Annotated in this window: 9 protein-coding genes; 3 read left to right on the top strand and 6 right to left on the bottom strand. The window is 68.6% G+C overall.

Annotation, left to right across the window (positions count from 1 at the left end; translation table 11 throughout):
* Positions 1-13 precede the first annotated feature (13 nt).
* From ACFQ9K_RS32005 to ACFQ9K_RS31990, 4 genes are all read right to left on the bottom strand, one after another.
* On the bottom strand, positions 14-796 hold the full coding sequence (locus tag ACFQ9K_RS32005) for a hypothetical protein (RefSeq protein ID WP_378724682.1): 783 nt from the start codon (positions 794-796) through the stop codon (positions 14-16).
* 427 nt (positions 797-1,223) lie between these two features.
* A complete protein-coding gene (uvrA, locus tag ACFQ9K_RS32000) occupies positions 1,224-4,271 on the bottom strand; it encodes an excinuclease ABC subunit UvrA (RefSeq protein WP_378726372.1) in 3,048 nt (1,015 codons plus the stop codon).
* 169 nt (positions 4,272-4,440) lie between these two features.
* The gene (locus tag ACFQ9K_RS31995) at positions 4,441-6,540 is read right to left on the bottom strand and encodes a glycogen debranching N-terminal domain-containing protein (protein WP_378726374.1); all 2,100 of its coding nucleotides are present in this window, start codon (positions 6,538-6,540) and stop codon (positions 4,441-4,443) included.
* A 19-nt stretch (positions 6,541-6,559) separates the two neighbouring features.
* Complete coding sequence (locus ACFQ9K_RS31990; protein ID WP_378726376.1) at positions 6,560-7,609, bottom strand: glycosyltransferase; 1,050 nt, start codon at positions 7,607-7,609, stop codon at positions 6,560-6,562.
* 329 nt (positions 7,610-7,938) lie between these two features.
* On the opposite strand from ACFQ9K_RS31990, the gene ACFQ9K_RS31985 reads away from it, so the two are divergent.
* Both ACFQ9K_RS31985 and ACFQ9K_RS31980 read left to right on the top strand, forming a co-directional pair.
* Positions 7,939-8,574, top strand: a complete 636-nt coding sequence (locus tag ACFQ9K_RS31985) for a response regulator (RefSeq protein WP_378726378.1) — start codon at positions 7,939-7,941, stop codon at positions 8,572-8,574.
* Positions 8,575-8,582: 8 nt separating this feature from the next.
* Positions 8,583-9,779 carry a GAF domain-containing sensor histidine kinase gene (locus ACFQ9K_RS31980; protein ID WP_378983974.1) on the top strand — a complete coding sequence of 399 codons (1,197 nt, stop codon included), beginning with the start codon at positions 8,583-8,585 and terminating at the stop codon, positions 9,777-9,779.
* Positions 9,780-9,782: 3 nt separating this feature from the next.
* Here ACFQ9K_RS31980 and ACFQ9K_RS31975 read toward each other — a convergent pair whose 3' ends face one another.
* Positions 9,783-10,556, bottom strand: coding sequence for a sigma 54 modulation/S30EA ribosomal C-terminal domain-containing protein (locus ACFQ9K_RS31975; protein ID WP_378723553.1), 774 nt, complete (start codon positions 10,554-10,556; stop codon positions 9,783-9,785).
* Between the two features lie 145 nt (positions 10,557-10,701).
* Here ACFQ9K_RS31975 and ACFQ9K_RS31970 point away from each other — a divergent pair, with 145 nt between their 5' ends.
* Positions 10,702-12,423, top strand: a complete 1,722-nt coding sequence (locus ACFQ9K_RS31970; protein ID WP_378723551.1) for a GAF domain-containing protein — start codon at positions 10,702-10,704, stop codon at positions 12,421-12,423.
* An 8-nt stretch (positions 12,424-12,431) separates the two neighbouring features.
* Here ACFQ9K_RS31970 and ACFQ9K_RS31965 read toward each other — a convergent pair whose 3' ends face one another.
* The gene (locus ACFQ9K_RS31965) at positions 12,432-13,577 is read right to left on the bottom strand and encodes a beta-ketoacyl synthase N-terminal-like domain-containing protein (RefSeq protein WP_378723548.1); all 1,146 of its coding nucleotides are present in this window, start codon (positions 13,575-13,577) and stop codon (positions 12,432-12,434) included.
* Positions 13,578-13,595: the final 18 nt, after the last annotated feature.

Raw genomic sequence — 13,595 nt, 5'->3', positions numbered from 1 at the left:
GATGGCCGCCAGGTCAGTCGGCGCTGCGCGGCGGGTTCACGGTGACGGTGTCGATGTGGCAGCGGCGGCCGTCGGAGGTGGTGGGCGGGGTGAGGGTGCCACCGGTGCCGGTGTAGGTGAGTTCGGGGGTCAGGCAGGCTTGCTGGGCCGGGTCGCGGAAGGTGATGGTGGTGTCGGTGAAGACGAGGCGGTTGGGGATTCTGGCGTTGTCCCACGGTTCGATCGCGAAGAGGGCCATGTTCTGGGCCTGGGCGCGCAGGTTGATCGAGTAGCGGACCGTTCCCGACTGACCGGTGATGGTCTGCGTCCATACGCCGGTCGCCTGGTCGAGCGCGATATCCATGTCGAGGGCCTCGCCCACCTTCACCGACATCGCACGACCGGAGTGGCAGTCGGCGTAGCGCGGATCCTTGGAGTACACGTTGACGTACTGCCCGGAAATCCACCAGGTCGAATAGGTCGGCGGCTGCTGGACCGGAGCGCAAGCGTCACCCCAGGTGAGCACGGGCTGCAGGACGCCGAGCCCGATCGGATAGTAGTTGCGGCCGCCCTCCCGCGGCTCGAGACCGGGCCACAGAAACATGGTCCCCACCCGCGCCGGCTTTGCCGGAACCACGAAATGCGTCTGCATCCGCACCATTTCATTGGCCGCCGGAATCTTGAAATAGATCCGCGACTGCTGATCCGGTTGCAGCGGAACCGGTTCCGTATGCGGCACCATCACCCCCGGCGGCGCCGGCGCAACCGGCGGCTCCGCCAGCGAACTGGGCACACCCCCGAAACCCACTGCCACCATTGCGATTACGACCGTAACGAGCCGACGACCCCCAGCTCTCCATTTAAAGTTCATACCTACAAATGGAATCACACCCTATTGCCACCGAGCCCACCCCCGACTGGGGAAAAACAAAACCCCAGGCCCACCCTTCCCCAATTGCCCTACCCTTAAAGCAATTACCGAGACGCCGAATCCAAATTCCATCACGCACTCGAGCGATCCTTCGGATACCTCTACTAGCCCTATAGAACTGCACAAAACAGCTGTGCAGTTCCACCAATCAGTAAAACCTGCACTCCCACTCGGGATCCGCACCGGCTTTACCCTTATTCCGCGTGCGGATCCCGAGTGGGAGTGCGGATTCCGAAACCGTGCGCCCACCGGACCGAATGAACGCGATCGCGCCCCGGGGGTTGCCCGGGGCGCGATTGTTGGTGGGGTGGGGTCAGCGCAGGGCGGCTGCCTTGCGGGACAACCGTTTTGCGGCGGTTTTTGCGGCTGCCTGGGCCTCGGTCGGCTTGTCGGCCGGGGTTTTGGCTGCCGCCTTCTTCGCGGGTGTTTTCTTGGCCGGGGTCTTGGTGGCGGTTGTATTGGCCGCGGCCTTCTTGGCGGGTGCCTTCTTTGTCGAAGGCTGGTCGGCCTGCTCCAGGGCCTCCCGCAGGAACTGGCCGGTGTAGCTTTCCGCCACGGCGGCAATGTCTTCCGGGGTGCCTTCGGCGATCACCATGCCGCCGCCGGAACCGCCCTCGGGACCCATGTCGATGACCCAGTCGGCCGTCTTGATGACGTCCAGGTTGTGTTCGATGACGATCACCGTGTTGCCCTTGTCGACCAGGCCGTTGATCACCTTGAGCAGCTTGCGGATGTCTTCGAAGTGCAGGCCGGTGGTCGGCTCGTCGAGGATGTAGACGGTGCGGCCGGTGGAACGCTTCTGCAGTTCCGCCGACAGCTTGACCCGCTGGGCCTCGCCGCCGGACAGGGTGGGGGCACTCTGGCCGAGGCGGACGTAGCCGAGACCGACCTCCACCAGCGTCTTGAGGTAGCGGTGGATCGAGCTGATCGGCTCGAAGAACTCGGCCCCCTCCTCGATGGACATGTCGAGGACCTCGGCGATGGTCTTGCCCTTGTAGTGCACCTCGAGCGTTTCCCGGTTGTAGCGCGCACCGTGGCAGACCTCGCACGGGACGTACACGTCCGGCAGGAAGTTCATCTCGATCTTCAGCGTGCCGTCACCGGAGCACGCCTCGCAGCGACCGCCCTTGACGTTGAACGAGAACCGGCCCGGCTGGTAGCCGCGCACCTTCGCCTCGGTGGTCGACGCGAACAGGGTGCGGATCTTGTCGAACACGCCGGTGTAGGTGGCGGGGTTGGACCGGGGGGTGCGGCCGATCGGCGACTGGTCCACCTGGACCAGCTTGTCCAGATCGTCGAGCCCCTTGATCCTGGTGTGCCGGCCGGGCACCTGCCGGGCACCGTTGAGCTTGTTCGCCAGCACGGTCGCCAAGATGTCGTTGACCAGCGTCGACTTGCCGGAACCGGAGACGCCGGTGACCGCGGTGAGCACGCCGAGCGGGAAGTTCACCTCGATGTCGCGCAGGTTGTGCTCGGTCGCGCCGACCACGGTGATCTGGCGCTTCTTGTCGATCGGGCGGCGAACCAGCGGCAGTTCGATCCGCTCCCGGCCGGAAAGGTAGGCGCCGGTCAGTGATTCGGGTTCGGCGAGCAGTTCCTGGTAGGTGCCGCTGTGCACCACTCGACCACCGTGCTCGCCGGCCAGCGGGCCGATGTCGACCACCCAGTCCGAGGCACGGATGGTGTCCTCGTCGTGCTCGACCACGATCAGCGTATTGCCGAGATTGCGCAGCCGGGTGAGGGTTTCGATGAGCCGCCGGTTGTCCCGCTGGTGCAGGCCGATGGACGGTTCGTCGAGCACGTAGAGCACGCCGACCAGGCCGGACCCGATCTGGGTGGCGAGCCGGATGCGCTGCGCCTCACCGCCGGACAGCGTCGCCGCGGCCCGGGACAGGGACAGGTACTCCAGCCCGACATCGAGCAGGAAGCCGAGCCGCGCCTGCACCTCCTTGAGCACCTGCCCGGCGATCGCGGCCTCCCGCTCCCCCAGCGTGAGCGAGTTCAGGAACTTGGAGCACTCCCCGATGGACAGGTCGCTGACCTCGGCGATCGACTTGTGGTCGCCGCCGGCGTCGATGGTGACCGCGAGGATCTCCGGGCGCAGCCGGGCGCCGTGGCAGACCGGGCACGGCACGTCGCGCATGTACCCGTCGTAGTGCTCCTTCATCTGCTCGGACTCGGTGCTCTCCATGCGCCGCTGGAGGAACGGCATCACGCCCTCGAAATCGGCGTAGTACGAACGCTTCCGCCCGTACCGATTGGTGTAGGAGACGTGCACCTGATCGGAACTGCCCTCGAGCACGGCCTTGCGCGCCTTGAGCGGCAACCGCTCCCAGGGCGTGTCCATGGAGAAGCCGATGGACGACGCGAGCCCGGACAACAGCCGGGTGAAGTACTCCGCGGTCTGCCCGCGCGACCATGGCGCGATCGCCCCGTCGTTCAGGCTGAGCGCCGGATCGGGCACCACCAGATCCGGGTCGACCTCTTTACGAATACCGAGACCGGAGCAGTCCGGGCAGGCGCCGTAGGGCGAGTTGAACGAGAACGACCGGGGTTCCAGGTCCTCGATGTCGAGCGGATGCCCGTTCGGGCAGGCCAGGCGCTCGGAGAAGCGGCGCTCGCGGTCGTGCGCGTGCTCGTCGCGATCGACGAAGTCGAGCACCACGATGCCGTCGGCCAGCCGCAGCGCGGTCTCGATCGAATCGGTGAGCCGCTGTTTGGAATTCGGCTTGACGGACAGGCGGTCGACCACCACCTCGACGTCGTGCTTCTCCTGCTTCTTCAGCTTCGGCGGGTCGGTCAGCGGATAGACCACGCCGTCGACCCGGACCCGGGAGTAGCCCTGGGTGTTCAATTGCTCGAAGAGGTCGACGAATTCACCCTTGCGGGTGCGCACCACCGGCGCCAGCACCTGGAACTTGATGCCCTCCTCCATGGCGAGCACCTGGTCGACGATCTGCTGCGGCGTCTGCCGCTCGATCAGCTCGCCGCACACCGGGCAGTGCGGGGTGCCCGCGCGCGCGTAGAGCAGGCGCAGGTAGTCGTAGACCTCGGTGATGGTGCCGACGGTCGAGCGCGGGTTGCGGTTGGTCGACTTCTGGTCGATCGACACCGCGGGCGAGAGCCCCTCGATGAAGTCGACGTCCGGCTTGTCCATCTGCCCGAGGAATTGCCGGGCGTATGCCGAGAGCGACTCCACGTACCGCCGCTGTCCCTCGGCGAAGATCGTGTCGAACGCCAGGCTCGACTTGCCCGAGCCGGAGAGTCCGGTGAACACGATGAGACTGTCGCGAGGCAGGTCCAGGTCGACCCCCTTCAGGTTGTGTTCCCGAGCACCGCGCACAGTCAGGCGTTCCGCCACCAGGTGATTCCCTTCTCATCGTGTTCGAGTGAACCGACTAAACGGCTTCCAGACGTATCCGGCCGTCATGCTAAACGCGCCCACCGACAAGTTTCGCTCGCGCGACGCGTACCAGCTACAACAGCGCCGACGCCGGCAATATTGCGAAGGTTGCCGACCGGGGTGGGTGCTAGCTCCGTCGCAGGTCGCCGGACAGGCCGCGGACTTGCCAGCCCTCCGCGTCGACGGTGACCGACAGCACGTCCGAGCCGACCCGCAGCCCGCCGACCCGCAGCGGGAGATAGCGAGCGGGGACCACCGGCGCGACCGACAGCACCCCCTCCGGAACGCTCGGTTCCAGTCTCAACAGCGTACGCAAAAACAACAGCGGCGCGGCAGCGGCCCACGCCTGCGGCGAGCAGGACGTCGGATACGGGACGGGGACGTCGAATTCGGCGCGGTCGAAGCCGCTGAAGAGTTCGGGCAGCCGGTGACCGAACCGGGTCGAGGCGTCGAGCATGGCCGATACCACCTGGTTCGCGTGCTCGGTGAACCCGTAGCGCATCAGTCCTGCGGCACAGATCGCGTTGTCGTGCGGCCAGACCGAGCCGTTGTGATAGCTGACCGGGTTGTAAGCACCCATTGACGTGGCCAGCGTGCGGATCCCCCAGCCGCTGAACATCTCCGGCGAGAGCAGATGGTCGGCGACCCGCTTCGCTTTGTCGTCGTCGACGATCCCGGTCCACAGGCAGTGCCCGATATTCGAGGTGAGCGCGTCGATCGGCCGCTTGTCCCGATCCAGGCCGATCGCGTACCAGCCGCGATCGGGCAACCAGAACGCCTCGTTGAACAGGGTTTTCAGCCGCGCGGCCTTGGCCCGCCAGCGTTCCGCGGTCGAGTGGTCGCCGGTGCCCGCGGCCAGCGTGGCGCGCGCGAGATACGCCGCGTACGTGTAGCCCTGCACTTCGGCGAGCGCGATCGGCGCCTCGGGCAGCGTGCCGTCGGCGAAGTTGACCCCGTCCCAGGAGTCCTTCCACCCCTGATTGGCCAGCCCGTGATCGGCGGCACACTGGTATTCGACGAATCCGTCGCCGTCCGCGTCGCCGTATCGTTCGATCCAGTCCAGCGCGCGATCCGCGTGCGGCAACAGGTCGTCACGGATCTTCGGGTCCAGTCCCCAGCGGTAGAGCTCGCCGAGCAGCATCACGAACAGCGGGGTGGCGTCGGCGGTGCCGTAGTAGGCGGTGCCGCCGCCGAGCAGTAGCGTCGCCGCCCGGCCGAACCGCACCTCGTGCGGGATCCGGCCCGGCTGCTCCTCGGTCGCGGCCTGCGTCTCGGTGCCTTGCAGATCGGCCAGGCTCTGCAAGGTGCCCACCGCGAGCCTGCGGTCCAGCGGCAACACCATCCACGAGGTGAGCAACGAGTCCCGGCCGAACAGCGCCATGAACCAGGGCGCCCCGGCCGCGACCACCGCGCGCTCGGGATGGTCGGGATCGAAGATGCGCAGCGCGCCGAGATCGGTGAGGGTGCGTTGCAGTACCGCGGCGAGGGTCTCGTCGTCGGTCTGCACGGTCGGCGAGTTCTTGTACCACTCGCGCAGGCGTTGCGCGGGCGTGCTGCGGCTCACGGGTATGCCGCACGGATAACGCGGTGCCGTGTCGCCGGTGCCGAGCGCGGGCAGATACTCGACGCAGGCGGACCATTCACCACGCCCGGGAAGGGTGACCTCCCAGCACAATTCGCGCCCCTCCGCCGTGGCCCCGCTGCCGCTGACGGTCACCGCCACGTCCAGCTCGGCCCTGGTGATCCGCACCGCGTTGCCCAGCGCCCGCGCCGCGGTGACCACGTCGTGGCCGGTGCGCCCCTCCTTGACCTCGAAGAGATCGGCGAAATCGGCGTCCAGCTCCAGCTTGATCGCGCACTCGAGCGGCGCGCCGGACAGGTTGCGCACCACCAGGTCTTCGCGCATCCCGTCGCCGACGTGCCTGCCGATGATCACCAGCGCGGTGCTGTCCGCGGTGCCCGCCCTGGGCGCGGTCCTGGCCAGCAGCGTCGCGCTGTACGGCTGGTCGTAGCGCACGGTCAACGGCTGCGGTTCCATCCCGTCGACGGTGAGCCGCCAGTGCGACAGCACCCTGGTGTCCCGGACGAACAAGCCCGCCGCGCGGTTCGGCGTGATCCCACCGCTGGTGTCGCTGATGCAGAACGTCGAGCCCTCGACGAGTGTCACGCCGGCGTTGATCGCCGTGGGCGCCTCCGTGTCCGAGCCGTCGCCCCAGGGATGGGTCACGCCGCAGACCTCGGCAAGCTCACGCCACCGTAATGGGCGCCATGACCCGGGTCGTCCGCTCGGCCAGGATGCGGCGATACAGCCGCTCGTGATCGCGGGCCATGCGCAGCCGGCCGAACCGCTGCTCGGCCGCCGCGCGGCAGTCCCGTCGATCGATGGTGTGCACCCGGTCGAGCGCGTCCACCATCGCCTCGGCGTCGCGGCACAGGAAGCCGGTCTTGCCGTGCTCGACGATCTCCGGCGCGGCGCCGTTGGGGAACGCGAGAACCGGTGTGCCGCAGGCCAATGCCTCGGCCATGACCAGGCCGAACGGCTCGGGCCATTCGATCGGATTGATCAACGCGTCGGCGTGGCGCACCAGTTCGACCCGGCGCTCGGTGGCTTCCTCGCGCGGTTCGGGGTCGTCGGGGCCCATCAGTGGACGCACCCGCTCAGTGTAGTAGCGCCGCTCCTCCGGTTCGCGCATCTTGGTGATCATGAGCAGCTTGCGTCGGGCCAGCCGGGCGATCTGCACTGCCCGGTGCACGCCCTTGGTCTCGTTCATCCGGCCGACGAACACCACGTAACCGCCACCGCCAGGGCCGAATCGGTGCGCGTCGAGGTCGATGCCGTGCTGGATCACCTCGGCGATGGGCACGCTGCCCGCCATCCGGCGTTGCGCCTCGGAGATGGCGACGATGCTGGCGTGGCGCGCCATCGACCGGAACAGTTCCTGGCGCATCGCGGAGAACGGTCCGTGGTTGGTGACCACGACCGGGGGCGAGTTCTCCAGCGCGCCGACGAACGGGCCGAGCGAGGTGTGATCGTGGATGATGTCGACGTCGGCCAGGGTCTCGTAGGCGGCCAGCACGTGCATCAATTCGGCTTCACCGACGCCGATCTGCTCGGTCGGATGCTCGTAGAGGGAGTATCGGCGCACCGGGCAGGTGGATTCGCCCACCGTGAACAGGTGCACGTCGTGGCCGAGCTGGTCGAGTCCGACGGCGAGGTTGCCGACCACCGCTTCGGTGCCACCGTAGGCCGGCGGCGGCACCGGGACCCAGGGCGGGACGATCTGTCCGATTCTCATGGGCGCCTGCGTTCTTCGGCGCCACGTCCTTCCTCGGGTGGACCCAGGCGCGTGCCGCAGCCCGCGCAATGCGTCGCGGTTCCGGGTCGGTGGTCGAAGGTGTTCGCGCCGCAGCCGGGACAGGCACGCGGCGATCCGAAGATCGCACTGAAATCTAGTGTCGCTGAATAGGTCATCGCTCGAGTTCCCATGCACATATGAGCCTTACGGCTCCGCTGCCCACGGCCCCTCTGGTTGACTTCATTGCAAGCTTACCCGGAACCGCGAGGTCTACCCGTGGTATTCGTAGGGGCTGCTTTCGTCCGTTAGGCGACGACGAGGAGGTCGACATGCTCCAGGTATTTCTGGTCGATGACCACGAGATCGTCCGGCGTGGTCTGATCGATCTGCTGGAGGGTGATCCCGAGCTGACGGTGATCGGCGAGGCCGGTGACGTGGCCCAGGCGATGGCCCGGATCCCGGTGCTACGTCCCGATGTCGCGGTGCTCGACGTGCGGCTGCCCGACGGCAACGGCATCGAACTGTGCCGCGACCTGCTCGCCGAGGTGGAGGGGCTGCGCTGCCTGATCCTCACCTCCTACACCGACGAGCAGGCGATGCTCGACGCGATTCTGGCCGGCGCCAGCGGGTACGTAGTGAAGAACATCAAGGGGATGGAACTGGCCGCCGCCATCAAGACGGTCGGCTCGGGCCGTTCGCTGCTGGACAACCGGGCGGCGGCGGCGCTGCGAGCCCGGTTGCGCGACGGCGTGCCGGACGACGACGGCCCGCTGGCCGGGCTCACCGACCAGGAGCGCAGGCTGCTCGCGCTGCTCGGCGAGGGCCTGACCAACCGGCAGATCGCGGCCAGGATGTTCCTGGCCGAGAAGACGGTCAAGAACTACGTGTCACGACTGCTGGCCAAGCTCGGCATGGAGCGGCGCACCCAGGCGGCGGTGCTGGCCAGCAAGCTCGGCGAGCGCTGACTCCGCGCATGACAGACGTGCCGCACAGCGTGTTCGACACGTTGCGCACGATAGTGGACACCGCGACCCGGATCGCCGACGACAACGCGCGGCTCTACGAATGGGCGCGCACCAGGCAGGCGTGGATCGAGGCGAACCGGGACATCGCCACCGAGTTCCTGGCGGGCACCGAACCGCACCGGGTGCTCGCCCAGGTGGTCGAGCACGCGCGCACGCTGACCAGGTCGGAGCAGGCGATCCTCGCGGTGGTCGAGCCGGGCATCCCGCCCGAGGAGGCCACGGAACTCGTTGTGGCGCAATGGTCCAGAGCGGCGGAGCCGGACGCGGGGCAGGTCGTGCGGCTCGTCGGCACCGCCGCGGGCAGGGCCTTCGCCGAGCGCGCGTCGGTCCGGCTGGCCGACGCGCGCGGCGTCGACCTCGGTGCGCCGATCGACGCCACCGGGCCCGCGCTGATCCTGCCGCTGCAGACCGCGGGGGTGGTGCTCGGCGTGCTGATCGTGGCGCGCGCGGTCGATGCGGAGCCGTACTCCGACGAGCTCGGCGCGCTGGCCGCGGCGTTCACCGATCAGGCCGCGCTGGCCATGCAACTGGCCGAGGCGCAGCGCCGGGCGCGGGAACTGGATGTGCTCGCCGATCGCGACCGGATCGCGCGCGATCTGCACGATCACGTCATCCAGCGGGTGTTCGCGGTCGGACTCGGCTTGCAGGGCATGGCCGCACGGGTCGACGATCCGCAAGTCCAGCAACGACTTTCGGACGAGATCGATCGGTTACAGGAGATCGTGCACGAGATCCGCACGACGATCTTCGATCTGCACGGCGGCGCGGGCGCCTCCCTGCGCCGGCGCCTGGAGGACGCGATCCGGCAGCAGACCGCGGCGGCCCCGATCCGGGCGCGGCTGCGGGTCGACGGGCCGCTGTCGGTGGTCGGGCCCGCGCTGGCCGATCACGCGGAAGCCGTTGTGCGCGAATCGGTGAGCAATGCGGTGCGGCACTCGGGTGGGGACGCGGTGACGATCGAGATCACCGTGGCCGACGAGCTGACCATCCTGGTGCAGGACAACGGTTCCGGCGTTCCGGAGGACGTAATCGCCAGCGGCCTGGCCAATCTCGCGCAGCGGGCGGCCGAATCCGAGGGCCGGTGCAGCATCGAGCGGGCCCCGTCCGGTGGCACGCGGGTGCACTGGTCGGCGCCGCTGAGCTGAGGTTCAGACCGGTTCGACGAGCGATAGGTCACCGTCGTAGCGGCGGTACAGCAGCCTGCCGCGACCGCTGTGCGGCTCGGTGAAGAACAGGAACGGCAGTCCGTGATGGCACAGGACCTGCGCGGCACGGTCCTCGTCGAGGACCGGGGCAGGCTCCGAATCCACGGTCAGCGGAAGCAGATTCACCGTCGGCGGGATGCGCACCGCCACGTCCTGGCGGAACAGCCGGACGCCGAGCGGGTCGCCCCAGGCCACCACCGCCTCCCCGCCGGACTCGGCGTCGGTGAACAGGTAGGCGTCGTAGTCCATCGCGTCCATCACCGCCGTCGCCTCCGCGGGCGAGCCGGTGAGCAACTCGACCCGCTTGCGGCGCACGATCGGCCGCGGCTCGGTGACCTCGGCCAGCGGCGGCCGCGCGGGATCGGGCCAATCCCTGGACTGGGTCGTCGCGAGCCGGGCCAGCTGCCGGTCCAGCCGTTCGGCGGCGAACGTGACCGCGAATCCGCCGGGGCCTGTCACCTGCACGCGCGTGGCGATAGTGCGACAGCGAATGTTGGCCTGCACCACGGTCGCCTCGCCCGCCGCGGCCGGCGCGGTGACCCGCACCCTGGTCGCCGCGTCCAGGTGGTGCCTGCGCAATACCCGGCCGATCGCCCGGACTGCCCTCGTCACGTCCACGTCCGGCACCGCGCCGAACGTGGTCACCGCTAGATCGAGATCGCTTGCGGTGAGCCAGTGTTGTGCTGACGACGAATTCAACAGCCCCGACGACTTCATGCGACACGCCCTGCCTTCGATATTCAGATCCCGTCGCCCCATGTCACCATCGCAATGCCGTGGCGAACAGGGCCGAAAGTCCCCGAAGGGCGAACTAGACTGGCGCAAGGCGCAGTTCGCGCGCCCACCACAAGGGGAACCCGATATGACCGAGGACCACGGCAACGACCCCTATTCCGTGCGCGACACCCTCTCGCAACTGCGGTTGCGGGAACTGCTCAGCGAGGTCAAGGAGCGCGTCGAGCTCATCCTCGACTCCCGCGACCGGATGGACGGTCTGGTCGAGGCGATGCTGGCCGTCACCTCCGGCCTGGACCTGGACGAGACCCTGCGCACCATCGTGCGCACCGCGATCAGCCTGGTCGACGCCCGCTACGGCGCGCTCGCCGTGCGCGGCCACGACCAGCAGGTGGTGCAGTTCATCGACGAGGGGATCGACGACGAAACCCGCAGGGCCATCGGGCGATTGCCGGAGGGGCACGGCGTGCTCGGCGTGGTGTTCAACCAGTCCAAGCCGCTGCGGCTGGAGGAGATCTCGAAACACCCTGACTCCGTGGGCCTTCCACCCAATCACCCGCCGATGCACACCTTCCTCGGGGTGCCGGTGCGAATCCGCGGCGAGGTGTTCGGCAGTCTCTACCTGACCGAAAAGGCAGGCGGGCAACCGTTTACCGACGATGACGACGTGTTGGTCCAGGCGCTCGCGGCCGCGGCGGGCATCGCGGTGGACAACGCGCGGCTCTACGAATCGGCCCGCACCCGGCAAGCCTGGATCGCGGCGACCCGCGACATCGCCACCGAGTTCCTGGCCGGCACCGAGTCCGACCGGGTGCTGGCGCACGTGGTCGAGCACGCGCGCACGCTGACCGGCTCGCATCAGTCCTTCCTGACCGGCCCGGATGACGTGGACGAGCCTGCGGCGCTCTCGGTCACCCAGTGGTGCGGGCCCGGCGAGGGATACGAGGGCAAGGTGGTGAACACCGAGGGGACGGCGCTCGGCGAGGCGTTCACCCGCCGCACTCCCCTGCGCTTCGACGACGCGGACGCGGTGAGCGTCGGCCTCGCGCTGCCCGACGCGGGACCGCTGCTGATCCTGCCGCTGTGCACCCCGGACAGCACGCTCGGCGTGCTGACCACGGTGCGGCCGGTCGGCGCCGCCCCGTACTCCGACGAGCTGGTCGAGCTGACCGCCGCGTTCACCGACCAGGCGGCGCTGGCCATGCAGCTGGCCGACGCGCAGCAGCGGATGCGCGATATCGACATCCTGGCCGATCGCGACCGGATCGCGCGGGACCTGCACGACCACGTCATCCAGCGCCTGTTCGCGGTCGGTATCACGCTCCAGGGCGCGGTCGCGAAGGCCACCGTTCCCGAAGTGCGGCAACGCCTTTCGACCGTGGTCAACGACCTGCAAGAGGTGGTGCAGGAGATCCGCACCTCGATCTTCGACCTGCACGGCGGCAACGGCAACCCGCTGCAACAGCGGATCGAGCACGCGATCCGGCAGCAGACCGCCGAGGCCACCCTGCGGTCGACACTCTCGGTGACCGGCCCGCTCTCGGTGCTGGAGGCCGAGCTGGCCGATCACGCGGAGGCCGTGGTGCGTGAGGCGGTCAGCAATGCGGTCCGGCACTCCGGGGCGGATACTGTCGCGGTGGAGATCAGCGTCGACGACGATCTGACCATCGTGGTGACCGACAACGGCTGGGGCATCCCGAATCACGTGGTGCGCAGCGGGCTACGCAACCTGGAACAGCGCGCGCAGAAGGCGGACGGGCAGTTCGTCATCGGCGCGGCCGGGCGGCCGGCCGGCGACGGCGCTGCCCTGCCGGGCACCCGGCTGTGCTGGTCGGTGCCACTGCCGTGAGGACCGATTCAGCCGGCCGGGCCGAGCAGCACCATGGAGTTGTTGCCGCCCATGCCCAGCGACAACTTCGCGGTGATGCCGCCGTCGAACGGCTGCGGCCCGTCCAGCAGGCGCGGATGCGGCGACGCGACGATCGGAGCGGCGGGCACGATGCCTCGGTCGTAACCGATCGCGGCCGCGGCGACCTCCACCCCGGCGGCCGCGCCCTGGCAGTGACCGGCCAGCGGCTTGAGCGCGTAGACGTGCGGTTGATCGCCGAACATATTGGTCAGCAGATCCCGTTCCGCCTCGTCGCATTGCCGGGTGCCGGTGCCGTGCGCGTTGAAATAGCGCACATCGTCGGCGACCACACCGGCATTGTCGAGGGCACGGCGGGTGCACTCGAAGATCTGCTCGTGTGTCGGGTCGACCGACACCACGTGATAGGCGTCGTTGGTCATGCCACCGCCGAGTATCGCCGCGTACGGCCGCGTCACCGAACGGCTCAGCACGAATGCCACCGACGCCTCACCGATGCCGAAACCGCGGCTGCCCTCCTGGAACGGGCGGCAGGCGTCGAGCGGTTCGGTGTCGGCCACCGAGGCGCCGAGCCGGACGAAATGATCGACCATGTCGGGCGTGGCGGACATGTCGGTGGCGACGCACACCACGTCGTCGGCGATGCCCGCGTCCAGCCACAGCTGCGCGGTGATCAACGCGACGTTGGCCGAACTACATGCCGCGGACACGTTCATCGCGGGCCCGTGGAAACCGAACTCCTGCATGAGCACCGAGACCGGGGTGGACGGGATCAGCCGCAGGTAGTCGCGTGGCCTGCGGCGGCCGTCGTCGACGAGGTAGAAGTCGCGCCAGTTGACCACGTCACCGAGCACGATCGCGTGCAGCAGCCCGACGGTCCGCCCCGGTCGCCAGCCGCGCCCGAGCGCGTCGGTGATCGCCTCTCTGGCCGACTCGTGCATGGCCCGCCCGTAGCGGCTGGTGCTGACCGTGTGGTCACCGCCGTCGGGAACCAGGGCCACCCAGGCATCCTCGTCGCGGCCGGGTCCATACCCCGACTGGACCGAGGCCGCGGACTTCCCGCTGAGCAGACCCTGCCACAACGCGTCGCGTCCCCAGCCGTACGCACTGACGGCACCGATCCCGGCGAACGTCATATGATCTTGATGCTGTTG

The organism is Nocardia sp. NPDC056564 (assembly GCF_042793755.1).
Lineage (GTDB): Bacteria > Actinomycetota > Actinomycetes > Mycobacteriales > Mycobacteriaceae > Nocardia.
Note: the sequence above shows the minus strand (reverse complement) of the source record. Positions and strands in the feature narration are given on the sequence as shown.

Coding starts and splice junctions, on each gene's coding strand:
- ACFQ9K_RS32005 (WP_378724682.1), bottom strand. CDS start 796: ATGGTGGCAGTGGGTTTCGGGGGTGTGCCCAGTTCGCTGGCGGAGCCG.
- ACFQ9K_RS31990 (WP_378726376.1), bottom strand. CDS start 7,609: ATGAGAATCGGACAGATCGTCCCGCCCTGGGTCCCGGTGCCGCCGCCG.
- ACFQ9K_RS31985 (WP_378726378.1), top strand. CDS start 7,939: ATGCTCCAGGTATTTCTGGTCGATGACCACGAGATCGTCCGGCGTGGT.
- ACFQ9K_RS31980 (WP_378983974.1), top strand. CDS start 8,583: ATGACAGACGTGCCGCACAGCGTGTTCGACACGTTGCGCACGATAGTG.
- ACFQ9K_RS31975 (WP_378723553.1), bottom strand. CDS start 10,556: ATGAAGTCGTCGGGGCTGTTGAATTCGTCGTCAGCACAACACTGGCTC.
- ACFQ9K_RS31970 (WP_378723551.1), top strand. CDS start 10,702: ATGACCGAGGACCACGGCAACGACCCCTATTCCGTGCGCGACACCCTC.
- ACFQ9K_RS31965 (WP_378723548.1), bottom strand. CDS start 13,577: ATGACGTTCGCCGGGATCGGTGCCGTCAGTGCGTACGGCTGGGGACGC.